Annotated in this window: 40 protein-coding genes, 1 tRNA gene and 1 pseudogene; 32 read left to right on the forward strand and 10 right to left on the reverse strand. The window is 70.7% G+C overall.

The annotated features are described in order from the left end of the window. Positions 1 to 102: 102 nt before the first annotated feature. The 6 genes from groL to QOL15_RS14495 all read right to left on the reverse strand — a co-directional run bounded on the left by groL (position 103) and on the right by QOL15_RS14495 (position 4,885). Entirely contained in the window at positions 103 to 1,722 is a 1,620-nt protein-coding gene (groL, locus tag QOL15_RS14470; protein WP_065962791.1) for a chaperonin GroEL, read from the reverse strand. Positions 1,723 to 1,972: 250 nt separating this feature from the next. Further along, positions 1,973 to 2,176, reverse strand: coding sequence for a cold-shock protein (locus QOL15_RS14475; protein WP_022903461.1), 204 nt, complete (start codon positions 2,174 to 2,176; stop codon positions 1,973 to 1,975). Positions 2,177 to 2,368: 192 nt separating this feature from the next. After that, a complete protein-coding gene (locus QOL15_RS14480) occupies positions 2,369 to 2,959 on the reverse strand; it encodes a LytR C-terminal domain-containing protein (protein ID WP_065962794.1) in 591 nt (196 codons plus the stop codon). Further along, positions 2,956 to 3,255 (reverse strand): DUF3263 domain-containing protein, encoded by a 300-nt coding sequence (locus QOL15_RS14485; RefSeq protein ID WP_253181649.1) that lies wholly within the window; start codon positions 3,253 to 3,255, stop codon positions 2,956 to 2,958. Before QOL15_RS14485 ends, QOL15_RS14480 begins: the two co-directional genes overlap by 4 nt. Before the next feature lie 98 nt (positions 3,256 to 3,353). Then, entirely contained in the window at positions 3,354 to 4,406 is a 1,053-nt protein-coding gene (locus QOL15_RS14490; protein ID WP_071245265.1) for a DUF2332 family protein, read from the reverse strand. Next, positions 4,403 to 4,885 carry a GNAT family N-acetyltransferase gene (locus QOL15_RS14495; protein ID WP_071245267.1) on the reverse strand — a complete coding sequence of 161 codons (483 nt, stop codon included), beginning with the start codon at positions 4,883 to 4,885 and terminating at the stop codon, positions 4,403 to 4,405. The genes QOL15_RS14490 and QOL15_RS14495 overlap by 4 nt, the downstream gene beginning before the upstream one ends. A 63-nt stretch (positions 4,886 to 4,948) precedes the next feature. On the opposite strand from QOL15_RS14495, the gene msrB reads away from it, so the two are divergent. Together msrB and QOL15_RS14505 are read left to right on the forward strand one after the other, a co-directional pair. Continuing rightward, positions 4,949 to 5,350: a peptide-methionine (R)-S-oxide reductase MsrB gene (msrB, locus tag QOL15_RS14500; RefSeq protein WP_071245392.1), complete on the forward strand. Its 402-nt coding sequence runs from the start codon at positions 4,949 to 4,951 to the stop codon at positions 5,348 to 5,350. 33 nt (positions 5,351 to 5,383) lie between these two features. Then, a tRNA-Thr gene (locus QOL15_RS14505) sits at positions 5,384 to 5,456 on the forward strand. A gap of 77 nt (positions 5,457 to 5,533) precedes the next feature. On the opposite strand, the gene QOL15_RS14510 is transcribed toward QOL15_RS14505, so the two are convergent. From QOL15_RS14510 to QOL15_RS14520, 3 genes are read right to left on the reverse strand one after another with little or no spacing between them, the layout of a single operon-like run. Next, positions 5,534 to 6,685, reverse strand: coding sequence for a site-specific integrase (locus QOL15_RS14510; RefSeq protein ID WP_071245269.1), 1,152 nt, complete (start codon positions 6,683 to 6,685; stop codon positions 5,534 to 5,536). Continuing rightward, positions 6,685 to 7,098, reverse strand: a complete 414-nt coding sequence (locus QOL15_RS14515) for an ImmA/IrrE family metallo-endopeptidase (protein ID WP_071245271.1) — start codon at positions 7,096 to 7,098, stop codon at positions 6,685 to 6,687. The genes QOL15_RS14510 and QOL15_RS14515 overlap by 1 nt, the downstream gene beginning before the upstream one ends. A gap of 24 nt (positions 7,099 to 7,122) precedes the next feature. After that, complete coding sequence (locus QOL15_RS14520) at positions 7,123 to 7,524, reverse strand: helix-turn-helix domain-containing protein (RefSeq protein ID WP_139197233.1); 402 nt, start codon at positions 7,522 to 7,524, stop codon at positions 7,123 to 7,125. A gap of 87 nt (positions 7,525 to 7,611) precedes the next feature. Here QOL15_RS14520 and QOL15_RS14525 point away from each other — a divergent pair, with 87 nt between their 5' ends. The 29 genes and pseudogenes from QOL15_RS14525 to QOL15_RS14660 all read left to right on the forward strand — a co-directional run bounded on the left by QOL15_RS14525 (position 7,612) and on the right by QOL15_RS14660 (position 22,097). Next, positions 7,612 to 7,863 (forward strand): helix-turn-helix transcriptional regulator, encoded by a 252-nt coding sequence (locus tag QOL15_RS14525; RefSeq protein ID WP_083393796.1) that lies wholly within the window; start codon positions 7,612 to 7,614, stop codon positions 7,861 to 7,863. Then, entirely contained in the window at positions 7,860 to 8,030 is a 171-nt protein-coding gene (locus QOL15_RS14530) for a hypothetical protein (protein WP_175473784.1), read from the forward strand. Before QOL15_RS14525 ends, QOL15_RS14530 begins: the two co-directional genes overlap by 4 nt. Further along, positions 8,027 to 8,200: a hypothetical protein gene (locus tag QOL15_RS14535; RefSeq protein WP_175473785.1), complete on the forward strand. Its 174-nt coding sequence runs from the start codon at positions 8,027 to 8,029 to the stop codon at positions 8,198 to 8,200. The genes QOL15_RS14530 and QOL15_RS14535 overlap by 4 nt, the downstream gene beginning before the upstream one ends. 213 nt (positions 8,201 to 8,413) lie before the next feature. Beyond that, complete coding sequence (locus QOL15_RS14540; protein WP_071245275.1) at positions 8,414 to 9,694, forward strand: AAA family ATPase; 1,281 nt, start codon at positions 8,414 to 8,416, stop codon at positions 9,692 to 9,694. Continuing rightward, positions 9,691 to 10,017, forward strand: a complete 327-nt coding sequence (locus QOL15_RS14545) for a hypothetical protein (protein ID WP_071245277.1) — start codon at positions 9,691 to 9,693, stop codon at positions 10,015 to 10,017. Before QOL15_RS14540 ends, QOL15_RS14545 begins: the two co-directional genes overlap by 4 nt. Next, positions 10,014 to 10,646, forward strand: coding sequence for a hypothetical protein (locus QOL15_RS14550; RefSeq protein WP_071245278.1), 633 nt, complete (start codon positions 10,014 to 10,016; stop codon positions 10,644 to 10,646). Before QOL15_RS14545 ends, QOL15_RS14550 begins: the two co-directional genes overlap by 4 nt. Beyond that, entirely contained in the window at positions 10,643 to 11,638 is a 996-nt protein-coding gene (locus QOL15_RS14555; protein ID WP_071245280.1) for a hypothetical protein, read from the forward strand. Before QOL15_RS14550 ends, QOL15_RS14555 begins: the two co-directional genes overlap by 4 nt. Next, positions 11,635 to 12,030: a hypothetical protein gene (locus QOL15_RS14560; protein WP_071245282.1), complete on the forward strand. Its 396-nt coding sequence runs from the start codon at positions 11,635 to 11,637 to the stop codon at positions 12,028 to 12,030. Before QOL15_RS14555 ends, QOL15_RS14560 begins: the two co-directional genes overlap by 4 nt. A 50-nt stretch (positions 12,031 to 12,080) precedes the next feature. Further along, positions 12,081 to 12,458: a hypothetical protein gene (locus QOL15_RS14565; RefSeq protein WP_071245284.1), complete on the forward strand. Its 378-nt coding sequence runs from the start codon at positions 12,081 to 12,083 to the stop codon at positions 12,456 to 12,458. A 2-nt stretch (positions 12,459 to 12,460) separates the two neighbouring features. After that, positions 12,461 to 13,327: a DUF2303 family protein gene (locus QOL15_RS14570; RefSeq protein WP_071245286.1), complete on the forward strand. Its 867-nt coding sequence runs from the start codon at positions 12,461 to 12,463 to the stop codon at positions 13,325 to 13,327. A gap of 73 nt (positions 13,328 to 13,400) precedes the next feature. Continuing rightward, a complete protein-coding gene (locus QOL15_RS14575) occupies positions 13,401 to 13,793 on the forward strand; it encodes a hypothetical protein (protein WP_071245288.1) in 393 nt (130 codons plus the stop codon). Further along, positions 13,790 to 14,293, forward strand: a pseudogene (locus QOL15_RS16685) (DNA cytosine methyltransferase); the annotation flags it as partial. The gene QOL15_RS14575 and the pseudogene QOL15_RS16685, both read left to right, overlap by 4 nt. Beyond that, entirely contained in the window at positions 14,286 to 14,810 is a 525-nt protein-coding gene (locus tag QOL15_RS14580) for a hypothetical protein (RefSeq protein ID WP_305404687.1), read from the forward strand. The pseudogene QOL15_RS16685 and the gene QOL15_RS14580, both read left to right, overlap by 8 nt. A 71-nt stretch (positions 14,811 to 14,881) precedes the next feature. Further along, entirely contained in the window at positions 14,882 to 15,022 is a 141-nt protein-coding gene (locus QOL15_RS14585) for a hypothetical protein (RefSeq protein WP_254784055.1), read from the forward strand. Next, positions 15,019 to 15,423, forward strand: coding sequence for an HNH endonuclease signature motif containing protein (locus QOL15_RS14590; protein ID WP_071245292.1), 405 nt, complete (start codon positions 15,019 to 15,021; stop codon positions 15,421 to 15,423). The genes QOL15_RS14585 and QOL15_RS14590 overlap by 4 nt, the downstream gene beginning before the upstream one ends. Beyond that, positions 15,420 to 16,181, forward strand: a complete 762-nt coding sequence (locus tag QOL15_RS14595; RefSeq protein ID WP_071245294.1) for a hypothetical protein — start codon at positions 15,420 to 15,422, stop codon at positions 16,179 to 16,181. Before QOL15_RS14590 ends, QOL15_RS14595 begins: the two co-directional genes overlap by 4 nt. Further along, positions 16,154 to 16,477, forward strand: coding sequence for a hypothetical protein (locus QOL15_RS14600; protein WP_071245296.1), 324 nt, complete (start codon positions 16,154 to 16,156; stop codon positions 16,475 to 16,477). The genes QOL15_RS14595 and QOL15_RS14600 overlap by 28 nt, the downstream gene beginning before the upstream one ends. Beyond that, a complete protein-coding gene (locus tag QOL15_RS14605) occupies positions 16,474 to 16,776 on the forward strand; it encodes a hypothetical protein (protein ID WP_071245298.1) in 303 nt (100 codons plus the stop codon). The genes QOL15_RS14600 and QOL15_RS14605 overlap by 4 nt, the downstream gene beginning before the upstream one ends. Next, complete coding sequence (locus tag QOL15_RS14610) at positions 16,776 to 17,336, forward strand: single-stranded DNA-binding protein (protein WP_071245300.1); 561 nt, start codon at positions 16,776 to 16,778, stop codon at positions 17,334 to 17,336. The genes QOL15_RS14605 and QOL15_RS14610 overlap by 1 nt, the downstream gene beginning before the upstream one ends. Further along, on the forward strand, positions 17,336 to 17,476 hold the full coding sequence (locus QOL15_RS14615) for a hypothetical protein (RefSeq protein ID WP_175473786.1): 141 nt from the start codon (positions 17,336 to 17,338) through the stop codon (positions 17,474 to 17,476). Before QOL15_RS14610 ends, QOL15_RS14615 begins: the two co-directional genes overlap by 1 nt. Then, positions 17,473 to 18,438 carry a hypothetical protein gene (locus tag QOL15_RS14620; RefSeq protein WP_071245302.1) on the forward strand — a complete coding sequence of 322 codons (966 nt, stop codon included), beginning with the start codon at positions 17,473 to 17,475 and terminating at the stop codon, positions 18,436 to 18,438. Before QOL15_RS14615 ends, QOL15_RS14620 begins: the two co-directional genes overlap by 4 nt. Beyond that, positions 18,435 to 18,983, forward strand: coding sequence for a hypothetical protein (locus QOL15_RS14625; protein ID WP_071245304.1), 549 nt, complete (start codon positions 18,435 to 18,437; stop codon positions 18,981 to 18,983). The genes QOL15_RS14620 and QOL15_RS14625 overlap by 4 nt, the downstream gene beginning before the upstream one ends. Next, positions 18,976 to 19,497 carry a hypothetical protein gene (locus QOL15_RS14630; protein ID WP_071245306.1) on the forward strand — a complete coding sequence of 174 codons (522 nt, stop codon included), beginning with the start codon at positions 18,976 to 18,978 and terminating at the stop codon, positions 19,495 to 19,497. The genes QOL15_RS14625 and QOL15_RS14630 overlap by 8 nt, the downstream gene beginning before the upstream one ends. After that, positions 19,494 to 19,700: a hypothetical protein gene (locus QOL15_RS14635; protein WP_071245308.1), complete on the forward strand. Its 207-nt coding sequence runs from the start codon at positions 19,494 to 19,496 to the stop codon at positions 19,698 to 19,700. Before QOL15_RS14630 ends, QOL15_RS14635 begins: the two co-directional genes overlap by 4 nt. A gap of 545 nt (positions 19,701 to 20,245) precedes the next feature. Further along, a complete protein-coding gene (locus QOL15_RS14640; RefSeq protein ID WP_139197235.1) occupies positions 20,246 to 20,692 on the forward strand; it encodes a hypothetical protein in 447 nt (148 codons plus the stop codon). A gap of 14 nt (positions 20,693 to 20,706) precedes the next feature. Next, entirely contained in the window at positions 20,707 to 20,985 is a 279-nt protein-coding gene (locus QOL15_RS14645) for a hypothetical protein (RefSeq protein WP_139197237.1), read from the forward strand. Continuing rightward, entirely contained in the window at positions 20,969 to 21,112 is a 144-nt protein-coding gene (locus tag QOL15_RS14650) for a hypothetical protein (protein ID WP_175473787.1), read from the forward strand. Before QOL15_RS14645 ends, QOL15_RS14650 begins: the two co-directional genes overlap by 17 nt. Positions 21,113 to 21,125: 13 nt before the next feature. Next, positions 21,126 to 21,524: a hypothetical protein gene (locus QOL15_RS14655; RefSeq protein WP_071245314.1), complete on the forward strand. Its 399-nt coding sequence runs from the start codon at positions 21,126 to 21,128 to the stop codon at positions 21,522 to 21,524. A gap of 42 nt (positions 21,525 to 21,566) precedes the next feature. After that, positions 21,567 to 22,097 carry a hypothetical protein gene (locus QOL15_RS14660; protein WP_139197239.1) on the forward strand — a complete coding sequence of 177 codons (531 nt, stop codon included), beginning with the start codon at positions 21,567 to 21,569 and terminating at the stop codon, positions 22,095 to 22,097. A 47-nt stretch (positions 22,098 to 22,144) separates the two neighbouring features. Here QOL15_RS14660 and QOL15_RS14665 read toward each other — a convergent pair whose 3' ends face one another. Continuing rightward, on the reverse strand, positions 22,145 to 22,369 hold the full coding sequence (locus QOL15_RS14665) for a hypothetical protein (protein WP_071245318.1): 225 nt from the start codon (positions 22,367 to 22,369) through the stop codon (positions 22,145 to 22,147). A 26-nt stretch (positions 22,370 to 22,395) separates the two neighbouring features. Between QOL15_RS14665 and QOL15_RS14670 the strand changes: the two genes are divergently transcribed. Next, complete coding sequence (locus tag QOL15_RS14670) at positions 22,396 to 23,679, forward strand: PBSX family phage terminase large subunit (RefSeq protein WP_071245320.1); 1,284 nt, start codon at positions 22,396 to 22,398, stop codon at positions 23,677 to 23,679.

A 23,679-nucleotide genomic window follows, 5' to 3' on the forward strand; every position in this document is an offset into this window, starting at 1 on the left:
ACGTGACGAAGACGGCTCGCTCGCGCCCCGCCCCGCGCCCCCGACCCCCGCACACAGAAGGGCCCCGCACGCGCAGCGTGCGGGGCCCTTCTGTCGGACGGACTAGAAGTCCATGCCACCCGAGGGGTCGCCGGCCGGCATGGCCGATGCCTTCTCGGGCTTGTCGGCGACGACGGCCTCGGTCGTGAGGAACAGACCGGCGATCGACGCAGCGTTCTGCAGCGCCGAGCGCGTGACCTTGGCCGGGTCGATGATGCCCGCGGCGACGAGGTCGACGTACTCGCCGGTCGCAGCGTTCAGGCCGTGGCCCGACTCGAGCTCGCGGACCTTGGCGGCGACGACGCCCGGCTCGAGACCGGCGTTCAGCGCGATCTGCTTGAGCGGTGCGTCGATCGCGACGCGGACGATGTTCGCGCCGGTCGCCTCGTCGCCCTGGAGCTCGAGGGTGTCGAGCACGACGGACGCCTGGATGAGGGCGACGCCACCACCGGCGACGATGCCCTCCTCGACGGCGGCCTTCGCGTTGCGGACGGCGTCCTCGATGCGGTGCTTGCGCTCCTTGAGCTCGACCTCGGTCGCCGCACCCGCCTTGATGACGGCGACGCCGCCGGCGAGCTTGGCGAGACGCTCCTGGAGCTTCTCGCGGTCGTAGTCGGAGTCGGTCGCCTCGATCTCGGAGCGGATCTGACGGACGCGGCCCGCGATCTGCTCGTCGTCGCCGGCGCCCTCGATGATGGTCGTCTCGTCCTTGGTGATGATCACCTTGCGGGCCTTGCCCAGCAGGTCGAGGGTCGCGTTCTCGAGCTTGAGACCGACCTCCTCGGAGATGACCTGGCCACCGGTCAGGATCGCGATGTCCTGCAGCATGGCCTTGCGGCGGTCACCGAAGCCCGGGGCCTTGACGGCGACGGACTTGAAGATGCCACGGATCTTGTTCACGACGAGGGTCGCCAGCGCTTCGCCGTCGACGTCCTCGGCGATGATGAGGAGCTGCTTGCCCGCCTGGATCACCTTGTCGACGACCGGGAGCAGGTCCTTGATGTTGGAGATCTTCGAGTTGACGATGAGGATGTACGGGTCCTCGAAGACGGCTTCCTGGCGCTCGGGGTCCGTGACGAAGTACTGCGACAGGTAGCCCTTGTCGAAGCGCATGCCCTCGGTCAGCTCGAGCTCGGTGCCGAAGGTGTTCGACTCCTCGACGGTGACGACACCCTCCTTGCCGACCTTGTCGATCGCCTCGGCGATGAGCGCACCGATGGTGGGGTCGGCGGCCGAGATCGACGCGGTCGCGGCGATCTGGTCCTTGGTCTCGATGTCCTTCGCGTTGGCGAGGAGCTGGTCGGAGACGGCGGCGACGGCCTTCTCGATGCCGCGCTTGAGCGACACGGGGTCGGCACCGGCGGCGACGTTGCGGAGGCCCTCGCGGACGAGCGCCTGGGCGAGCACGGTCGCGGTGGTGGTTCCGTCACCGGCGACGTCGTCGGTCTTCTTGGCGACCTCCTTGACGAGCTCCGCGCCAATCTTCTCGTACGGGTCGTCGAGCTCGATCTCCTTGGCGATGGAGACACCGTCGTTCGTGATCGTGGGGGCGCCCCACTTCTTCTCGAGGACGACGTTGCGGCCGCGCGGGCCGAGCGTCACCTTCACGGCGTCGGCCAGGATGTTGAGGCCGCGCTCGAGGCCGCGACGGGCCTCCTCGTCGAAAGCAATGATCTTTGCCATGTGAGTTTCTCGTCCCTCCCGGACGTCGTGCATGGGGGTCGTGCTGGCACTCAGCGTGAGCGAGTGCCAACGCCGATTCTGGCACTCGCGTTGGTCGAGTGCAACACAGTCGGGAGGCGCGGGCCGACTTCCCAGGACACGTTGCGTCGCGAGCACGCGGACGACCGCGGCGCGAGCACGCGGACCACCACCCCGCCACGACGGAACGCGCCGCCCCCGAAGGGACGACGCGTTCCGTGGTGGTGCCGGCTCAGGCGGGGCGGACCGACTCGGCCTGCGGCCCCTTCGAGCCGGTGCCGACGTCGAACGTGACCGCCTGCCCCTCCTCGAGGACCTTGTAGCCCGACATGTCGATCGCCGAGTAGTGCACGAACACGTCCTGGCCCCCTCCATCGACGGTGATGAAGCCGAAGCCCTTCTCGGCGTTGAACCACTTCACGGTTCCGTTGGCCATGATCTCTTGCTCCCTGGTGGTGCCGGTGCGAACGACGGGTCGTCGTTGTTGCGGACGACGAGCCGTCGTCTGGCGATGACTCTTGCGGAAGCCACGCACCAGGGCAAGAGGTGTGACGCTCTTCCGCCTCGATTCACCCAGAACGCAACGCGCCGGAAACACGGCGGTCACGAACCGGGCCGTCGGGGCCGCTCAGCCGCGGTAGTCGGCACCCAGGACGACGGACACCCCGGCGTTCGGGAACGCGTCGGACTGCTGCACCGCGGTCACCCCGAGCGTCTTCGCGATGCCGCGTGCCACCGCGGCCTGCGACTCCTCCTGGTAGTAGACGATCGTCGACGCCGTGCCGGTCGTGCCGGCGTCACCCGTCGAGGCGACCTTCCACCCGGCGCCCCGCAGCGCCGTGGCACCGCGGGCCGCGAGACCGCCGGTCGACGTGCCGTTCAGGACGACGACCTTGGTCGTCCCCTGTGCGGCGGGCTCCGCGGCCTCGGGCTCCTGGGAGGCGGACTCCGAGGGCGACTCGGACGGCGACGCCTCCGAGCTCGCGGGGGCGGAGGACGACGCGGCCGGGGCCGGCGACGAGGTCGAGCCGCCGAAGGAGTAGCTGCCGTTCACGAGCGCGAGCGCCAGCACCCCGAGGAGCACGAGCACGCCGGTCGCGAGCGCCGCCCACGCGAAGGCGATCCACCCGCGTCCACGTCGCTGGGCGCCGCGGTGGGCGCCGACACGGGGTCCGTCGTGGACCTCGTCGAAGCGGTCTCGCGGGAATCTCTGGCTCATCGTTCCTCTTCACGGGGATCGGGCGTCGTGGCGGCGGCGACGAAGGACCGCGTGGCCCGCGCACGGGTGCGCGCGTGCCGGAGCCGCTGCAGGCGTCCGACCAGCTGCGGGTCGTACGCGAGGGCTGCGGGGTGGTCGATCACGCGGTTGAGCACCTGGTAGTAGCGCGCCGGCGACATGTCGAACTCGACCCGGATCTCCGCTTCCTTCGTGCGGTCGTGCCGTGCCCGGTCGTGCTCGAACGCGAGCACGTGCTTGTCGAGCTCGCTGAGCTCGTCGGCGGGGAGGGCGGTCACGGCACTTCCGATCACGGTCGGGCAACGGGTCTCGCACATCGTAGGGGTGACCGGCGCGCCGACCCTGGCACCACCCTGGACTGTCGCGGAGGCTGCGTTCAGGCACCGGGTGGGCGGAACCACCGCACGCGGACGCCGAACGGGTCGGAGACACCCAGCGCGACGCCGTCGAGCGAGAGGGTCGCGAAGGCGTCGGGGTCCTCCGGGTCGACGTCGTGCGGCAGCGTCGCCGCCACCCCGTCGAGGATCCCGGTGCGTTCGAGCGTCACCCAGTGCACGCCGCGCTCCCGGAGGCGGTCGACCACCCGCTGCCGACCCGCGCCCGGGACGTACACGAGGGTCCCGGTGGTCAGCACCACCGGTTCACAGCCGTCCGGCAGGGCGTCCAGTGCGCGGTCCAGGTCACCGGGCAGCGTGCCCCGGACCCGGACGGGAGGCACGGCGAGCGCCGCGCGGGCCGCCTCGCGCATCAGGGCGGTCCGGTCCGTCGCCTCGGGCGGGACGGCCTCGACGAGCCGGTCGAACGCGTGCGGCTCCGCGAGGTCGATCGGGTTCGGGTCGAGTGCGACCCGTGCGCCGATGCGGATCGGGGTCGACCGCGGGGCGGGCACGGCACCGGAGACCGTCACGGTGAGGTGCACCGCGGGGTCGGCGACGGCGGTGTGCACCCGGACCGGTGCGCCCGGCTCCCCCGCACCGTCCAGGACGCGGTGGTCGAGCGTGACGCGGTCCGGGATCGAGCACAGGCCCGCCGCGGCCCCCGCGTCGACGAGCCCGAGCGGTCGCGCGGACGCGGCGGCGAGCGCCTGGAGGACCGGGACGACGGGACCGAGCCGCCGCGGGTCGTTGGCCTGCACCGTGGCGGTGGTGAGGGCCGCGACGAACGCGTGGCGTGCCTCCCGTCCGATCGCGCGCAGCGCACCGGGGTCCGACGGGTCGGCGCCGAGCCGCCGCGCGACCGCGAAGACGAGCTCCGGCTGCCGCTGCTGCGGCGGGACCGCGTCGAGCAGCGCGACGAGCGCGTCGTCCACCGACCGCGCCCAGGCGGCGTAGGACGGCGAGGTGCCAGCGATCCGGTCGGCGTACGCGGCGAACCGCTCGCGGGTGCCCGTGCTGCTGCTCGTGCCGGTGCTGCTGCTGGTCCCGTTCACGGGCGGTGCATCCCGACGTGGCGGATGCCGGCCTCGTCGTAGGGCGTCCCGAACCGACGGAAACCGTGCCGCTCGTAGAGACCGGCCACGTACTCCTGGGCGTGCAGCACGAACGGTTCGTGCCCGTGCTCGGCGAGGACCGCGGCCACCAGGCTGCCCGCGATGCCCCGACCGCGGTGGTCGGGGTGCGTGGCGACGCGGCCGATCACCCACGCGGGCGGAGCCGACCCGGCCGGGTGCTGCTCGTCGGCCGCGGGCCGGACCAGGCGGAGGTAGCCGACCACCTCGTGCCCCTCCGCACCGGTGTCCGCTCCGAACCACCAGTGCTCGGTGTCCGCAGCGCGGTCACGCCCGTCGAGGTCCTCGGCGGTGACCCGCTGCTCGAGCGCGAAGACCCGGTTCCGGAGCCGCACGATCCCGTACAGTTCGTCCGTCGTCAGGCGGCTCCAGTGGGCGCGGCGTACGGAATGCTCGGACACCGTCGCGAGTTTACTGAGGTGGTCGCCAGGACCCACGACGGCGACCGGAACGAGGAGGAACACATGGCGTACAACGTCGACAAGTCCGATGCCCAGTGGCGCGAGGAGCTCTCCCCGGACCAGTACGCCGTCCTCCGGCAGGCCGGGACCGAGCGTCCGTGGACGGGCGAGCTGCTCGACGAGGAGCGCGCCGGCGTCTACACGTGTGCGGCGTGCGGCGCGGAGCTGTTCCAGAGCGGCACGAAGTTCGACTCCGGCTGCGGCTGGCCGTCGTTCTACGAGTCGGTCCGCCCGGAGGCCGTGCAGCTCATCGAGGACAAGTCCCTCGGCATGGTCCGCACCGAGGTGCGCTGCGCGAACTGCGGCGGCCACCTGGGTCACGTCTTCGCGGACGGCTTCGGCACCCCGACCGGTGACCGCTACTGCATGAACTCGATCTCGCTGAACTTCTCGGCTGCGGAGTGACCCCGGACGTGCCCCGGTAGAGTGGGCCCGTCAGCCGGCATGGCGCAATTGGTAGCGCACCGTACTTGTAATACGGGGGTTGTCGGTTCAAGTCCGACTGTCGGCTCGAAAATCCCAGATCAGGCCCCGGTTTGCTTCGGCAGACCGGGGCCTTTTCGTCGTCTGGGGCACGAATACCGACCGCTAATCGTCGCCGAACTGGTCGAGCAGGTCACGCACGTCCGGCCCGACGTGGATGTGGCCCGTGTAGTGGTCACGGGTCCAGCGGGTGTCGCCGTGGCCGAGCTGCTGCGCCGCGGCGTCGAGGTCTTGGCCGTTGCGGATCATCGTCGCGACGGTCTTCCGGCACGTGTACGGAACGAGCCAGTCGGGGTACTCGAGCGCCTCGCGGAAGGTGCGCCACTGGGTGCGCATGTTGTTCGGGGAGCGCAGCGTGCCGACAGCGGAGGGGAACACCCACTCGGTCGTCGCGGTGGCGGCTCGGCGGACGAGCATCCGAACGGCGAACGGCGGGAGCGCGAGCGTCCGGAACCCAGCGGCGGTCTTCGGCTTCGGCTGCCGCTGCAGGCCCTCGCCACGGACGTGCACGGCGGTGCCGGTGATCGTCACGGTCTTCACCTCGGAGCGGAGGTCGACGTCCTGCCAGCGGAGGGCGAGCACCTCGCCGGTGCGCACGCCGGTCGCGATGAGCATGTCGAACACGTCGGCCAGGTCGGTAAGGCGCTGGCGGCCCCCGCGATCCTTGCTCGCGTCCCACTCCTGCAGGCGGGCGCGGAGCAGGAGCACCTCCTCGCGGCTGATGGTGTGGATCTGCCCCGGGGTGCTCGTGACGTTCTCGGTCTCGCGCACGGGGTTCATCGCTGCGGCGCCGTGCCGGACGGCGAGCGAGAACATGCCCATGAGCACGACTCGGCAGAGCGCGGCGGTCGCCTTGCCGACGTTCTCCTCGACGGCGACGAGGTGCCGGTCGACGACGGGGACGGTGACCTCGCGCACGCGGAGCTCGCCGAGGGCCGGCCGGACGTGGTTCTTGATCGTTCGGCGGTAGACGTCGAGGGTGCCGTTCGCTCGCTTGCCGAGGAGCGTGTCGTACCAGCGGTCGGCGAGGATCGAGACGCGAGCCTCGCCGTTCAGGTCGGCCCCGTGCAGGCGGACGCGATCGCGCAGGTGCTCGACGAGCGCGTCCTTCGCCTTCTGCCGGCTCGCGCCGGTCCGGCGCACCTGCCGGGTCACGCCGTCGAAGTCCCGGAACCGCGCCGACGCGGTCCAGTCGGTGCCCTTGCCGGTCGCGCTGATGTTGCCCCACGTGCCGAGGACGAGCGGTGGGCGGGCCATCAGACGAGGACCCGGCGGCGACCGGCGTAGGTGCGCTCCCCGAGCCGCTGCAGGACATAGCGCCGGAAGTCGTGGACGATCTTCGGCGTCACGTTGAGCTCCTCGGCGATGTAGTGGACGTCCGGGCTGATCTGCTCGAGCTCGGCGTACTCCTCGGGGTGCACGAGGAGGGTCGCTGCGTACGTGTCTGCCTGGCGCTCGAGAGGGCTGTGCGGGCCGAGGTCGCAGGTGTGGCCGTAGTAGACGTGGCCGAGCTCGTGCGCGAGGGTCGACCGCCGCTCGCTGGGGGTGAGTCCGAGGTCAAGGTAGATCCGGTCCTCCACGGGGCTGTAGCCGCCGAGGAGGTCGTCCGGGAGGTGGGTCAGGACGACGCGCACGCCCAGGGCGGCGGCGCGGTGGAGCAGTTCCTTCAATCGGTCCCCCTGGTTCGCGGCTGGTTACTCCGCGTGCGGCTGGTCGGTCTTGCGTCGGCCGCGCTGTGCGGCGAGGGCGACGTCGCTGCGGCTGAGGTGCTCGGTGTCGAGGTCGACGTCGATGTCCTCGTCGGCGGTGTCGTCATCCTGGGTGAGGGGGGTGACATTCGTGCGGGCGGCGACGGTCTGTTCCGCGTCGAGGACGACGGCCTGAAAGTCGGCACCAAGGAACGCGGTCGCGCGGAACAGCTGATCGATGTCCCAGTGCTTCCCGCCGGCGAGCATGCGGGACATCTGCGCGGGCGAGACGCCGACGGCGGCGGCGAGCTTCTGCTGCTCGACTCCTCGGCGGACCATGAGGCCCTTGAGGATCGCGGCAACCTCCTTCGTGAGGTCGGACGGCTCGGGGCGCGCACTTGCTGGCATGAATAGGAACCTATCAGTTTTGGAAAGTTGTCCGCAACCCGCACCTTCTGGGTTGCCATATGAAAAGCAGAGTGGCAGGCTTTCCATATGGCAACCACGACACCGGCATCCCGGACGGTGGCAGACGAGGTGCTCGCCCACTTGGGCCGCACCCGTCAGACCCGGACCTGGCTGACCGAGAAGACCGGCATCCCGATCGCGACCATGTCGCGACGCCTCAACGCACAGTCTGCGTTCACGATCGATGAGCTCGTGAGCATTGCCCAGGCGTTGGAGGTTCCCCTAGGCGAGATCCTCGCCCCCATCACCAGCCCGGCGCAGGCGGCGGTCGCAGCATGAGCGGCCGGGTCCCGGGCGACATGTACGGCAAGTACTTCCCCGGCGAGCCGTACGTCACCGAGTTCATCCCGACGGAGCAGGAAGCCGCCGCCGTCGCCGCGTCCGCGGAGCGGCGGGACAGCGCCGACCTGCTGCCGATGCTTCTCGGAGAGGCGGTGGCGTCGTGAGGATCGTGCTGGCGCTCGTCGCCCTCTCGTTCGTCGCCGCGCTGTTCGCGTCCGCCGTCGACCGGTACTCGGTCGTCTGGGCCGCGCTCGCCTGGGCCGTCGTCGTCCTGTTCGTCGCCGCTGTCCTTCGCCTCCACGCCGTCATCAACGCCGAGTCGGCCGACGAGTGACCTTCCCGCACGGCATCCTCTGCGGCTGCGACGCCTGCTGGTCGCCCGCGGACCTCGACGACGACCGCCTCGGCAAGGCGATCGCTCGGGTCGCCGAGGTTGACGAGACGGATCCCTGCGACTGATCTGAGCAGTTCCCCGCTCTCGGTCCCCTTCCTCTGCAACGTGCTCCGCCTCCGGAGCGCGTCATCAGCCATCCCCTCAAGGAGAACCATGACCACCACGAACCCCGCCCCGCTGCGGGTGCTCAACCTCGTCGTCGAGAACTACAAGCGCCTCACCGCCGTCGAGATCAAGCCCGAGGGCGACGTCGTCCTCATCGGCGGCCGGAACGCGCAGGGCAAGACGTCCGTCCTCGACGCGATCTACGCCGTGCTCAAGGGCGGCGCCGCTGCCCGCGAGACGGTGCAGCCGATCCGCGACGGCCAGGACACCGCGGTCGCCCGGCTCGAGATCGGCGACGAGCAGGGCACCGTCGCCTACGTCGCCACCCGCCGGTGGACGAAGGACGACGCCGGCACCCTCACCGTCGAGTCGTCCGACCACGCGCGCTTCTCGTCGCCGCAGAAGCTCCTCGACGGGATGCTTGGCTCGATCACGCTCGACCCGCTCGCGTTCACCCGCATGGACGCGAAGAAGCAGCTCGCGACGCTCATCGACGCCCTCGGCGACTCGCTCGGGTTTGACCCCGTGAAGCTGGACGCCGAGCGGAAGGGCGTCTACGACCGCCGCACCGAGGTCGGGCGCGCCGTCACCCGCCTCGAGGGGCAGCTCGGCAGCTTCCCGTCGCCGGACCCGACGGTCCCCGCCGAGGAGGTGTCCGCCGCGGACCTGCTCGCGAAGGTTGAGGCCGTGTCGCGGCAGAACCGTGCGATCGACACGGCGATCGAGACCGCACGGCAGGCGCGTGCCGAGCAGGAGCGCGCAGCGGACGCGCTCGTCGCCGCGCAGAACGCCCTCACGGCTGCGACCACCCGCGCGACGGAGACGGTCACGGCGGCCCGGGCGCTCGGCGAGCGGGACGACCCGCAGCCGTTCCTCGATCAGCTAGCCGAGCTCGACAAGGTGAACGAGCGGGTGCGGCAGCAGCGCGACCGAGCCGCCGTCGCCGAGGAGCTGTCCGACCGGAAGCGGGAGCAGGCGCAGCACACGCTCCGTCTCGAGGAGATCGACCGGCAGAAGGCCGACGGCATCGCCGCCGCGAAGCTGCCCGTCCCCGGCCTCGGGTTCGACGCCGACGGCGTGACGCTCAACGGCATCCCGTTCTCGCAGGCGTCCACCGCCGAGCAGGTGCGGGTCTCGACCGCCCTCGCGATGGCCGGCGACCCGACGATCCGCGTGATGCGCATCGACGGCGGCGAGTCCCTCGACTCCGAGTCGCTCGCGATCGTCGAGCAGCTCGCCGCGGAGAAGTCGTACCAGGTGTGGATCTCCCGGGTCGACGAGTCGCGGTCGGTCGGCTTCACGATCGAGGACGGGACGGTCGTCGCATGATCGGGGCGGAGTTCCACCGTCAGGCGATGGAGGACGCCCTTGCGGACGCCGCCGAGCAGACCGCGGTCGACCGCAAGACCGTCGCCCTCGCTGAGGCGCAGGTGCACGCGACCGCCCTGCTGGCGGAGGAGCAGCGCACTGCGAACCTCATCGCCCTGTTCGACGAGGAGGGCCCCGAGGTCTTCCGTGCTCCGGAGATCTCCGCGACGAGCATCGGCACCCCGGTCGAGCTGCGGCAGGCCCGCCGTGCGGCGAGCGAGGCGGTCCGGACGCAGTACCTCGTGCTCGCGGCCGAGATCGCGGAACGGCTGGCTCTCGCATGAGCGCCCCGTCCTGGCGCAACAGGGTCATCGTCGATGGCTCCGACCGCGACCTCTGGCTCGGTGCTCGCCGGCAGGTGATCGGCGCGTACGACGCGAAGAAGCTCGCGAAGCCGACGAGCGTCGACAAGTACCTCGCGTCGAAGCTCGCCGAGAAGACGTTCACGGGCAACGCCTACACGGAGGAGGGGCACCGCTGGGAGCCGCTGATGCTCGCCTACGCGGGCATCCCGCAGAACAGCGCGCTGATCCACTCCCCCGACGAGCCCGGCCATGCAGCGACCCCGGACGGGCTCCGCGTGAACCCGGACGGCCGGCTCACCCTCGCCGAGTGCAAGGCCCGCCTCGGCCGGATCACGGACGGCCCGGAGCGGGAGGAGTGGCGGCAGCTCGCGTGGCAGTTCCGCGTCCTCCCCGAGGCCGACGAGATCGAGTTCCTGTGGGTCGAGCTCGTCAAGAACGAGCACGGCGAGTGGGACCTCCGCGAGGGCCTGCACGGCATCCCCCGCCGGCTCGTCGTCACCCGCGACCACCCGAAGGTCGTCGAGGCACTCGCCCTCGTCGTCCCCATCGCCACTGACCTCCTCGCGCGGCTCCGCGTCGCGCTGACCTACGAACGGAGAGCCGCATGAGCACCGAGATCACGACGTACGTCCGGGCGTCGCTCGCCGAGAAGCGCGACTACGTGCAGACGATCGCGCAGGCCGGCGACCTGCTGCCGAAGGGCCTCTGGCACAACGTCCGCAACCCCGAGACGAAGATGATGGAGCAGCGCCCCTCCCCCGGGAAGGTCATGCTCGTCGTCGAGACGGGCCTCATGCTCGGCGTGCACCCGATGGCCGCTCTGCAGGGCATCGACGTCATCGAGGGTCACCCGACGATCAAGCCGGCGCTCATGTCGGCGCTGCTCCGGCAGGCGGGGCACTCGCTCCGCATCCGGCAGACCGGCTCCGTTCGCGGTGGCGATCTCGCCGTCACGACGACGCTGATCCGCAAGGACGACCCGGAGTTCCCGTACGAGTACACGTGGACGCCGCAGGACGCCGTCGACGCGGGCCTGCTCGACTCGTACGTGCCGGACGCCGAGGGCGTGTGGCGGCCCCGGGCACGGTCGAAGGACGGCAAGCCGCTGCCGTGGGAGCTGTTCACGGCGCGCCTCTGCCGGTGGCGGTCGCTGTCCGACGCCGCGTCGGCTGGCGGCGAGGACGTCCTCATGGGCCTGCACTACACGGCCGAGGAGCTCGGCGCGACCGTAGACAGCGAGGGCTCGGTCGTCGAGGCCGCTCCGACTGAGGCGTCGGCTCCTGCGAGAGCCTGGCTGGACGAGATCGCCGCGGCGACGACGCATGAACAGGTGGAGGCGGTCCTCGACGAGGCTCGCGTCAGCGACGGGCTCACCGACGCGCTGCGCACCGCGGCGATGACGCGGCACGGCATGCTCGGCGCCCCGACTGCGGAGCCGGCCGAGGCCGCCGTCGAGCCGGTGCCCGAGGTCGATCCTGAGCTTGTCGTCGTCACCCCGCCGACGGGAGAGACCACGCCGGTGTCCTCGCCCGAGCTCTCCGACGACGACTGGTTCGCGCAGGCTGAGGCGGACTCTGCCCGGTACGGCGGCCAGCCGTGAGCACGCAGGACATCGCTCGGATGGACACCGGCGAGATCGTCTCGTACGAGCCGGTCACGCCGCTCGAGCTCGAGTTCATGATCCGTGAGCTCGGCGAGCGGCTCGAGCGGGCCGTGCCGGTGATGAAGGGGCTGTACAAGGCCCGCTACGACGCCGAGAGAGCACTCATCGAGGAGAAGGCGAAGGCGGTGCTCCGATCCGGGAAGGCGTCCGTCACCGAGAAGCGTGCCGAAGCCGACCTCGAGACCATGACGTTCCGCCGGGACGTCGACGCGGCGAAGGAGACCCTCCACGCCGCGGAGGAGCTGCAGAAGGCACTCGCCGCCCGCCTCATGGGCCTGCAGAACATCAACAAGGTGCTCGGCCAGGCGTACGGCGCCTCCCCGCGCTGACCCACAGACCCCCGGCCGCCCGGCCGGTTCACCCCAGGAAGGGAAGACCCATGTCCAAGGACGAGACGCAGAAGAAGCCCGGGAGCTTCGCCGCGTTCCTCGCGTCGACGAGACCGAAGACGGACCTCGAGCTGCACGAGGAGCTCACGAAGCTCGTCGCCGCGATCGAGGAGACGGGGAAGGGCGGCACGATCACCCTCACCCTCGAGCTCAAGCCGATCGACGACGCCGTCAGCGCGCTCAAGGTCAACGACAAGATCACCGTCAAGCGGCCCGAGAAGAACCGTCAGGGGTCGATCACGTACGTCGACCGAGACCACACCCTGTCGCGCCGCGACCCGTCGTCGATGCCCCTGTTCGACGACGACGACATCCGCAACGCACCCGCCCACGACCCCGCTACCGGGGAGATCAAGGAGCTCGACTGAGCATGACCGACTACACCGACACCCCCGAGGCCGCCGTCGTCGCGGACCTCGCCCGCCAGGCCGCCGGCGCGGAGACCCTCGACCCCGGCGCGGTCCTCGCCGTTCCGGGTCGCGACGGCAGCCTGCAGGTCGTCGACACCGACGCCTACGCCGACTCGCCCCGGCACATCACCGCGGCTCGCGTCGTCGGCGACGCCGAGTCGTTCGTCCGGTACGTCGAGAAGCACGTCATCGACGGGCACACCGAGGTCTACGCCGACACCCCGACGTCGAACGTCATCGCCGTGCTCGACTCCCACGACGCATCGCAGGGCGGATGGCAGAAGCACACCGCGCGCCTCGAGCTGCGGCACACGAAGTCGTGGGAGGCGTGGACGAAGGTCGACGGGAAGCTGCTCGAGCAGACCGAGTTCGCCGAGTTCATCGAGCAGCAGGCCCTCGACGTCCGGAAGCCAGACACCGCGGTCCTCATCGAGCTCGCGCAGTCGTTCCAGGCGAAGACGTCCGTCGACTTCGAGGGCGGCGAGCGGCTCGACTCCGGGCAGGTGCGGCTCAACTACAAGGAGACCGTCTCCGCGCGCGCCGGCCAGAAGGGGCACATCGAGATCCCGACGGAGCTCGAGCTGCTGCTCCGCCCGTACATCGGCGGCCCCGTGTACCTCGTCGTCGCGCGGTTCCGGTACCGGCTCCGCGGGTCGCAGCTCGGTCTCGGGATCGTCCTGCAGCGCCCGCAGGAGATCCTCGACGCCGCGTTCGCCGACATCGTCACCGAGATCCGCGACGGGAAGACCGTCACGAAGGACGGCGAGACGACCCAGGTGCACGACGGCATCCCCGCGAGCGTGCCGGTCTTCTCCGGCCGCCCGTAGCTCAGCCGGGGCGGTGACCTCTTGCACAGGCCACCGCCCCACCCACACTCCACCCCCTTGCGAGAGACACAGCATGGAACCCCAGGATCGCACGCCCACCAAGCGGCCCCGGCGCTCGAACAGCAGCGCCCGGAAGGCCGGCCAGATGTTCGAGCGCTCGGTCGCGGACTACCTCCGCGACGAGCTCGACGACCGCATCGACATCCGCCCCAAGAACGGCCGCAACGACCGCGGCGACATCGGCGGCGTCCGCACCCCGCGCGGGGAGCGCGTCGTCATCGAGTGCAAGAACCACCAGACGATGCGCCTGGGCCCGTGGCTGAACGAGGCCGAGCAGGAGCGCGGCAACGACGACGCCCGCATCGGTGTCGTCGTGCACAAGCGGCACCGCACCGCGGCGCCGGGCGAGCAGTTCGTCACGATGACCCTCGCCGACCTCGTCTTGCTCCTGGACGGCACGGCATGATCGCCCCGCGCATCGGCTCGCTGTTCAGCGGCTACGGCGGCCTCGACCTCGGCGTGCAGCAGGTGCTCGGCGGCAACGTCGCGTGGCACGTCGAGTTCGACGCGGCACCGTCGGCGATCCTCGAGCACCACTGGCCGGACGTTCCGAACTACGGCGACGTGACGGCGGTCGACTGGTGGTCGCCGGAGGTCGAGCGGGTCGACGTCCTCACGGGCGGGTTCCCGTGCCAGGACGTCTCCCTCGCTGGCCTCCGCCGAGGACTCCGCGACGGTACCCGCTCCGGTCTGTGGTCGGAGTTCGCCCGGGCGATCGACGCGCTGCGGCCGTCGCTCGTCGTCATCGAGAACGTGAGAGGACTGCTCAGTGCAACGGCTGATCGGCAGATGGAATCGAGCCCGTGGGGTGTGGGAGACCGACACGATGGACCTGCTCTCCGAGCACTCGGAGCCGTTCTCGGCGACCTGGCCGAGCTCGGGTACGACGCGGAGTGGTGTGGCGTTCGAGCTGCCGACGCCGGTGCTCCCCACGGCCGGTACCGCGTCTTCGTCGTCGCCCGTCCTTCCGACGCCAGTGACCTCGGATGGTCGGGGCATCGGGGTGCACGGGCAGGGCGGTCAGGATCTGCGGACCACGATCGCGCTGCTGAAGACGCCGCTGTCGAACCTCGGGGAGAACGGTGGCTCGCAGCATCCGGACAAGCGCCGAGCAGGAGGACACGGGCCGACGCTGGCGGACGAGGTGGAACACCTGCTGCCGACACCGACCACGATGGGTGGCGGCGGGAAGACACGGTCGGGCGACCGGGGTGGCGAGCTGCTGCTCCCGGGAGTCGTGGAGACGCTGCTGCCGACTCCCGCGACGCACGACTCAGGGAACACCCCGGAGAACCATCTGCGGAAGAAGCCAGGGCGCTCGGTGGTGACGTCGCTGCAGGTGCTGGTCGACCACGACTTGATCGCGACTGGGGGCCGTATCGTCCCGCCGTCGAGCGCTGGGAGCGTGTCACCGGACGAGTAGCACCTGCACCGACGAACCCGGACGGTCGGGGCGGCTCTCATCGTCTCGCCCCCGAGTTCGTCGAGTGGATGATGGGCCTCCCTGCCGGCCACGTCACCGGAGCCCCGATCACCCGAGCGCAGCAGCTCAAGGCGCTCGGCAACGGCGTCGTCCCGCAGCAGGCGGCCCTCGCAGTGCGCACGCTGCTCGAGCGTCGGGCGGTGGCGGCGTGATTGGGCCGAAGGTCGACCGCGCGTCGGAGGCAGAGGAGCAGCGCGCCTACGAGGTCGTGACCGAGCGCGACGAGCAGCAGTGCCAGCGGTGCTGGCGCGGCGGCGTCGCGCAGCGGGACCACCGGAAGAACCGCTCGCAGGGCGGCCGGACGGCGGCGTCGAACCTGCACCTGTTGTGTCCCGAGTGCCACCTCTGGAAGACGGACCACCCCGTCGAAGCGGCACGCGACGGCTGGGGGGTGCCGGGCTGGGCTGATCCGGCCGAGTTCCCCGCCCGCCGGTGGCTGCGGACGGCCGTCGGGACGCTCCGGCAGGCGTGGGTCCTCTACGACGACGCCGGCACGTGGACCGAGATCAGCGCCGAGCAGGCGCTCCGACGAATGGAAGGAGGTGCGAGGTGAGCAGACGGCGTGACCCTGGGAAGGACGATCGGCTGTTCGTGCAGCTCGCGCTCGACTTCGACGACAACCCGAAGATCCGCCCGCTGTCCGACAAGGCGTTCCGCACGCTCGTGCAGCTCCTCCTCTACTCGGCGAAGGCGGGCACGGACGGCCGGATCGACCCGGCCCTGTTCCGGACGTTCGGTACGCCGAAGGCGCGCACGGAGCTGCTGACGAACCACCCGACGCGGCCGTCCGTGTCGGAGCGGGACGGGGCGTTCTGGCTGCACCACTTCGAGCGGCACAACCGGACGGTCGCGGAGATCGAAGAGCTGTCGAAGAAGCGCGCGGACGCCGGGTCGAAGGGCGGCCAGGCGAAGGCAACCGGCAAGCAAGATGCCAAGCAAGTGCTACAGCAAACCGGTGGCTCGATGCCCCCCAGAAGTCCAGATCCTCAGATCACAGATACCAGAAGTGACCAAGACTCCTCGTCGTCCGTCCAGTTGGTAGACGCGAGCCGGTACGGGACGGACGACGAGCTCAACGCGCAGGCCATCCGATCGTTCGGGTACCTCGAACTCGAGGACTTCCCGCGGGTGCGGTCGGAGATCGCGAAGGCGACGGGGCGCATCCCGACGCCGCTGCAGGTCACGCAGATCGCGCAGACGATCCTCGCTCGGGGTGGCGCGAAGCGGTCGCCGACGGGCTACGTGCTCGCGTCGATCCGGGCGGACTGGGCGGAGTGGCAGCAGTGGCTCGACTCGGCGGCGGCATCGTGATCGCCCCGGACTGGGACGTGTTCGTCGCGTCGCTCGACGTCGTGGAGCTCCTCAGCGAGGTTCCGGGCGGCCGTCGCGACCGGGCAATGCGGGTCGTGCACGAAGCCCGGAAGCGCGAGCGGGAGCACCCGCTCGATCGCGACGACTGGACGCGGGCTCTGGCTGAGGCGGCCGAGTGGAACCACCGCGAGGCGAACCGGAAGCGGTCGCAGCGCATCGAGAACGAGCGGCGCCGAGCGCGCGCCGCGAGCAGCAGGGCGGCACGAGCCGCATCACCGAGAGGACACGCAGCATGACCGACAAGACCGTGAAGGCCACCGCCTTCCTGCAGATCGAGCCCGAATGGCCGAGCTACCTCGGCGCGGGGGACCGCGACAACCCCGCCAGCGTCCGCGGCGCGAAGGTCGTGGCGGTGACGCAGCGCCGCTCCCCGAAGCCGCGCACCGGTGTCCTCGAGGTCGCCGTCACCGTCGAGATCCCCGCGAGCGCGTTCGTGCCCCTGCGCCCGGAGGCGACCATCGTCATCCCGGCGGACCTGACGATCGCGCACCCCGTCGTCGTCGAGGCGACCGACCCGAACGAGGGCGCGCGCTGATGGCCGGGGAGACCGTCATCACCGTCGTCGGCAACCTCACCGCCGACCCCGAGCTGCGGTACACGCAGAACGGGCTCGCGGTCGTGAACTTCACGATCGCGAGCACCCCGCGGACGCTGAACCGGCAGACGAACGAGTGGGTCGACGGCGATGCGCTGTTCCTCCGCGCGTCCGCCTGGCGGGAGTTTGCCGAGCACATCGCCGGCAGCCTCACGAAGGGCGCTCGCGTCATCGCGCAGGGGCGGCTCCGGCAGCGGAGCTACCAGGACCGTGACGGGCAGCAGCGCACGAGCATCGAGCTCGAGGTCGACGAGATCGGCCCGTCGCTTCGCTACGCGACCGCGCAGGTCGTCCGGGCGGCGCGCGGCGGGAACGGCGGCGCGACCGGAGGCGGCCAGCAGCCCGGGGCGCACTACGGGCAGCAGGTCGACCACTCGGCCACGGGCCACGCGTACCAGGGCAACGCCTGGCCCGCGGACCAGGCGGGCCAGCAAGGCGGTGCTCAGGGGCAGGACGTGTGGACCGGGCAGCAGTCCTTCGACGACGAGACGCCGTTCTGATGCCGCTCACGCAGGGCAACGACACCGGCGGCTACGACTACGGCGACCCGAAGTCCCCGAGCTACTTCATCGCGGCCGAGCAGCGGGCCGCCCGCGCACGACAGCTCCGCGAGGAGCACGACATCAGGAGAGACCAGTGACGACCACCGACACCTACGACGCCGACACCGTCGAGCTCGCGTCGGCCCGAGCGCGTATCGCGCTCGTCTCCGCCGCGGAACTCGTCGAGCACGTCCTCGCTCACCGCATGCCGGCCCGCGCGGTCCCCGACGGGCAGCCCGGCGTCCCGATGGAGTCCCGCACCGCGGCGATCCCCGGGAACACGACCGCAGTCGACGACGCCGACGCGATCTACGCCGAGCTCACGAAGTGGGTGCGGTTCTGGGCAGGGGCGCTGCGGATCAGCACCGCGAAGCTCCGCATCCGCCGGCAGTGGGCGACCGACACCGGCCGCCCCCTCGGGTTCACCGCCGACGTCGACCCCGGCGACGCGAGGACTGCAGTCCGGGACGTCGCCGGGTGGCTGCTCGCCGAGCACGACCACATCGGCCGCAGCATCGGCGCGACGGACTACTTCGGCGACGTCGCCCGACTCATCGAGACCGTCGAGTCCCGGTTCCCCGCCGAGGCTCGGCCGGCACGCCCGCACTGGCAGCGGCAGTGCCCGATCTGCGGCCGCCTCGGCGTCACGACCGTGTGGGAGCCCGGCGCCGACGTCCGCGACGTCCGCGTCTGGTGCGAGGGCTGCTCCACCGTCCTCGTGTCCACCTCCGCCGACGGCGAGATCCGCACCACCGACCGGCTCCCCCGCAGCCGCGACCACGTCAACCCGGGCGACATCCTCCCCGCTCGGAAGCTGGTCGCCATCGTCCGGCAGATCGCCGCCGGCACCACCGTCCCCGAGGTCGAGAACCCCGAGGTCGGCACCCCGCACGTCGGCCGCTGCGCAGCATCCGGCGTCGACCCCACCGAGCCCAGCGACGGTGGGCAGCGCGTCTGGCAGTGCGTCCGACGCCAGGGACACCAGGGCGCGCACCGCGTGTCCCGCACCGAGCAGCCCGCGCTCGTGTGGAGCCGCGAACCCGAAGGAGCATCCGCGTGACCGACACCCTCCGCACGTTCGTCCTCGACGAGGTGAACGGCATGATCGACTCGCTCGACGAGACCGCGACGCACGAGGACATGGGGCGCGTGCTGCTTGAGCTCCGCGACGCCGTCCGGGACGGCACGTGGCAGCCGACCCCGACCGCCGAGCCGGACGACGAAGAAACCGATGACGAGGAGTTCTGCGCCCGTTGCTACGCGGGTGTGGACAGCAGCGAGCACCACGAGAAGTGCGTCGTCACCGGGCATGCCGAGGATGGCGAGAGTGCCACCGAGCCGCCCCGCCTGACGTTGAGCGAGGACGTGGCCGAAGCGCAGGCACTGCTCGACGAGGCCATGACCGAGCCGTGCCGCACCGAGGACATGGCACCGAGGACGACGTTCGATCATCCGACGCGCTGGGAGGTCGGTCACGGCAGCGGCTCGCCAGTTCGCATCAGCGTCCACATGGTTAGCGCCGTCGGTATCGACTACCTCGACGAACTCGACCTATCGCGGGTCAGCAACCTGACCCCGCCGCCGGAGGGAGACGACCGTGGCTGACAACGGCCTGCCGCGCTTCCGGAGCGTCGAGGAAGCCCGGGACGCCCTCCTGGGAGTCATCAAGGGCGGCAACACGACCGCCGCCATGCCCGACCGTTTCGAGTCGAGCACCCCGTCGACCGAGCACGTGCGCGCGGTGTACGCCGGCCAGCACGGCGCCATCCTCGTCGAGGAGCACCGCCGCGAGTTCGACCGGTGGCTCGCCGAGCACGACCGAGAGAAGATGACCCCCATGACGGACACCAACTGGGACGAGCTGCCCTGGATCGAGCGAGCGACGATCGTCACGACCGAGAGCCTGTGGCGAGACGCCGGCACCCGCTTGACCTACGCTGCTGAGTCCGCACGGAACCCGGCGGACACGCGAGTGTCGTCGAGGACGCTCACCCACCACGAGGGGCGCGTGCAGGGCCGGTACGCCGATCTCGGCGAGGTCTCGTCGGACGGGCACACCGTGACGACCCGGGTGTCGACGCCGAAGGTGGCGAGCCGCTGGGTCGACGAGCCGCGGTGACCGGGCTCGACCCCAAGCGACTCATCACCCTTCGCGCCGCCGAGAAGCTCGTCGGCCGCTCCCGCCGCACCCTGCTCGCCTGGCAGGGCGACGGGATGCCGACTGAGCTCCTCGGCGGGGTTCGGCACGTCCGCGTCTGCGACCTCCTCGAGTGGCAGCGCACGAGGGGTCGCCGCCACGGCCGCGCCCGCGACTACCTGTGACACCCGAACGGGGTACGCCTCAACTGCACCCCCTGGGTGATATGCTTCGCATGCATCACGACTCGGCCCGGACACCTGTCCGGGCCGTTCGTGTATCCAGACGTGGCGCTTGAGCACCGCCACGAGGTCCGAAGACCGGGGTTCGAATCCCCAGCCTCCCGTCGCCGGCTCGGCCGCGACGCGGGCGAAGCACAGCGGCACAGTGCAGCGGACCTCGACACCCGGCAGCATGCGCGGACGCGCGCTCCCCGCCGGGGCTCACCACGCTTCCCCGTGCCCGCCGACACGCACCACTACCGCACACGCCGCACCCGGACAACCGCAGCCCAGCCCCGCTGCACTCGTCGCCTTGCTCACTGAGCGGGCTTCCGGACGCCGCCAGCGAACCACCGCACGCGGCGCGAGCACGGGGAACCCCTCTCCGGGGTAGGGCGTCAACGCGTGTCCCGCCATGCTCGCGAAGGTCCGCCGCAGTACGGCCGCTGATTCTCCCGGCCGAGACGACCTGCGCCCACCCCGGACGCCGGCAGCCCTACGATGAGCCAATGTCAACGGAATTCGTGCAGATCCTGGTCGCGGTCATCGCCGGACTCGCACTGTTCGTCACGAAACTCGTCGAGACTCGGCAAGGCCGTCGGAACGAGCGCGCGGAACTGGCTGCAGACGTTGCGCTGCTCAAGGAGCTCCCGCCAGAGTCCACCGCTCGCGACACGTTGCGCGCGAACATCGATGCTCGCATCGAGGCGATGACCTCGAGCGACGATCGAACCCGTCACTGGTTCGGCATCGTCATGAGCTGCATCTTCCTCGTGCTCGGTGCCTGGCTCGGCTACGCCGCGTGGGCCGCCTGGCCGTCGTGGTGGTGGGCCATCCCCCTGGGAGTCATCGCGTTCATCTGCCTCATCATCTTCATCGCCGGGCTCGCGACCGGTGTCCCGAAGCGGAAGCGGGGGCCTAACGGCTCCATCATCCAGGAGCCGACCGCCGACTGATCAAAGGAGTGTCGATGGCCGGTCTCAACCTAGGCGCCGACTTCAACGCCGCCCTCGTCAACCTCGCCGGGTGGGACCAGAACGCCGTCGACGCCTCGACCCTGTCGATCGCATTCCTGAATCAGGGCGGGCAGACCACCATCCGCGCCACCGCGACCGCGAACGTCGACACCGACGCGCTCAACGCCCTCATCCGCGAGTACATCCCCGCACCCCCCGAGCCGAGCCCCGTCGACCCGACCACCACGGACACCGAAGTTCCCGAGGCCACCACGGATGAGCCGGCCGCCTGACGCGGACGACCCGGACCTCACCGCGCACCGGACGCGGCGCAACCGCAGACCCGACCCGCCCCTGCACCCCGAGACCCTCGCGGAACTCGACCGGGTCATGGACGACGTCATCGAAGACCGCACCTGACCGGAGGCTCGCCATGCATCAGCGGATCACCTCCCTCCTCACGGAACACCAGGAGTGGGCGCTCCGACGTCTGCGGGATGCCCTGGACGACCTCAACACCGCGATCGCCGCCCGCGACGCCGACGACACTCTCCACTGCACGGCGCTGTACGCCGACGCCCGGCGCTCCTACGCACGGGCCACGACCTGGCTCGACGCCTGGGCGACCGCGCACCACCACCTCACCCGGACGCCCATCGTCCTGTGGGGCGTCACCGTGTGGGCGCTGCTCCCCGTCCTCCCCCACACCTGGGGCACCCGGTTCCTCCACGCGTACCTCCGCACCGCGTACCGGTGGCGCCGACAGCACATCCCCTCCCGCGCACGCCTCGTCGCCCGCTGGGAAGCCGAACGCACCACGAACCACCGCTGACCCCTTCGATGAGCGCCCAGGCGGCGCACGGAGACGAGAACCATGACCGACGAGGCCCAGACCCCTGGCCCAGTCCAGGACCCCGCTGTACGCGCACGAGTCGCCGAGCTGCACGCGGCCGGCATGGGGCGCAACGCGATCGCGTCGGAGCTCCGTCTCGGCACGTCGACGGTCACCCGGATCGCGAAGGCCCTCGGGCTGGACTTCTCCCGTGCGCAGACGGCGGTCGCGGTGCAGGCGCGGTCGATCGACCTCGCGGCTGGACGTCAGCGGCTCGCCGAGAAGATGCTCGGCCGGGCGGAGAAGATGCTCGACGACCTCGACGGCCCGTACCTCGTGTACGCGTTCGGCGGGAAGGACAACGTCTACAGCGACCACGAGCTCGAGAAGCCGCCGGTCGAGGTGCAGCGCACCGCGGTCACCACGGCCGGCGTCGCGTTCGACAAGGTCACGAAGTACCTCGAGAAGGACACCTCAGGGGTCGAGACGGCGCACTCGCTGCTCGACACGCTCGCCGCCGGGTTCAAGGCAGCCGCGGACAGCTACACGCCCCCGGACGAGTCGGCCGAGTAGACGCCCAGGCCGGCAGCTCATCGGGTGACTGCCGACCTTGTGCACGGCTACTGGGCGGGATCGCCATCGTCGAAGACCGCGTACCAGGGAACGGCGCGCGGGTTCACCCAGAGGGACTGTGTCTCGAGCTCGTTCGCGGCGACAACCTGCACGAGCAGCCGCTCGTTCCTGTCGAACGCGTGCTGCCAGCGCTGGTCCAAGGAGTCGATGTCCTCGGTTACGGCGAGCCGCCAGGTCGGCTTGTTCGTTCCGATCAACAGGTACTTGGCCATGCGGCTGAGCGTACCCAGGAGGTGCCGTGTCCGCCCCGGCGCTCTCCCCGAAGCAGGTCTGGTCGATCACCGCCTCCACGACCCGGAAGCTGGCCCTCTGGGTCGGCGCCGTGTCCGGCGGGAAGACCATCGCGTCCCTGTTCGCCCTGCTGTTCGCGATCCGCGCCGTCCGCGGCGTCGGCCTCATCGTCATCATCGGCAAGACGCTGCAGACGATCGAACGCAACATCATCGAGCCGCTGCAGGACCCGAACCTGTTCGGTGCTCTCGCCGCTCAGACCGTGCACACCCGCGGCTCGTCGACGGCGACGATCCTCGGCCGTGAGGTGCACCTCGTCGGTGCGAACGACGTCCGCGCTGAGGAGAAGATCCGAGGCGGCACGATCGAGGTCGCGTACGTCGACGAGGCGACGCTGCTGCCCGTCGGGTTCTGGGAGATGCTCCTCACCCGCCTCCGGACGCCGTACTCGCGGCTCCTCGCGACGACGAACCCGGGCTCGTTCAACCACTGGCTCCGGCAGCAGTACATCCTCATGGCCGAGGCGAAGAACCTGATCGTCTTCCACTTCACGATGGACGACAACCCGTCGCTCACCGACGAGTACGTCCGCGACATGAAGGCCTCGTTTACCGGGATCTTCTACGACCGCTTCATCCGCGGCCTGTGGACGAACGCCGAGGGCGCGATCTTCGACATGTGGGACCCGAGGAAGCACCAGGTCGCGTGGGACACGCTCCCGACGATGTGGAAGCTGCTCGCCGTCGGCATCGACTACGGCACCACGAACCCGACCAGCGCGATCCTCCTCGGCATCGCCCTGCACACCGACGCGCACGGGCGACACCACCCGAAGCTGTACGCCATCGACGAGTGGCGGTACGAGTCGAAGGAAGCGCAGCAGAAGCTCACCGACGCGCAGCTCTCACAGGAGATCCGCGCGTGGCTCGGGCAACCGCACCTCCCCCCGGACCAGCCCCGCCTGCAGCCCGACTACGTCATCCTCGACCCGTCGGCCGCGTCGTTCCGGGTGCAGCTCCACCAGGACGGCGTCCTCTCCACCCAGGCCGACAACGACGTCCTCGACGGCATCCGCACCGTCGCGTCGCTGCTGTCCTCCGGCAACCTCCTCGTCTCCGACCGGTGCACCGGCTGGATCAAGGAGGTCACCGAGTACGTCTGGGACGCCAAGGCCGCCGAGGCCGGCGAGGACAAGCCCGTCAAGGCCAACGACCACTCGCAGGACGCCCTCCGCTACGCGATCAAGACCACCGAGAACATCTGGCGCAGCCACGTGAAGCTCGCCGCCTGA

Origin of the sequence: Curtobacterium sp. MCBA15_012, assembly GCF_001864935.2 — a bacterium.
Classification (GTDB): domain Bacteria; phylum Actinomycetota; class Actinomycetes; order Actinomycetales; family Microbacteriaceae; genus Curtobacterium.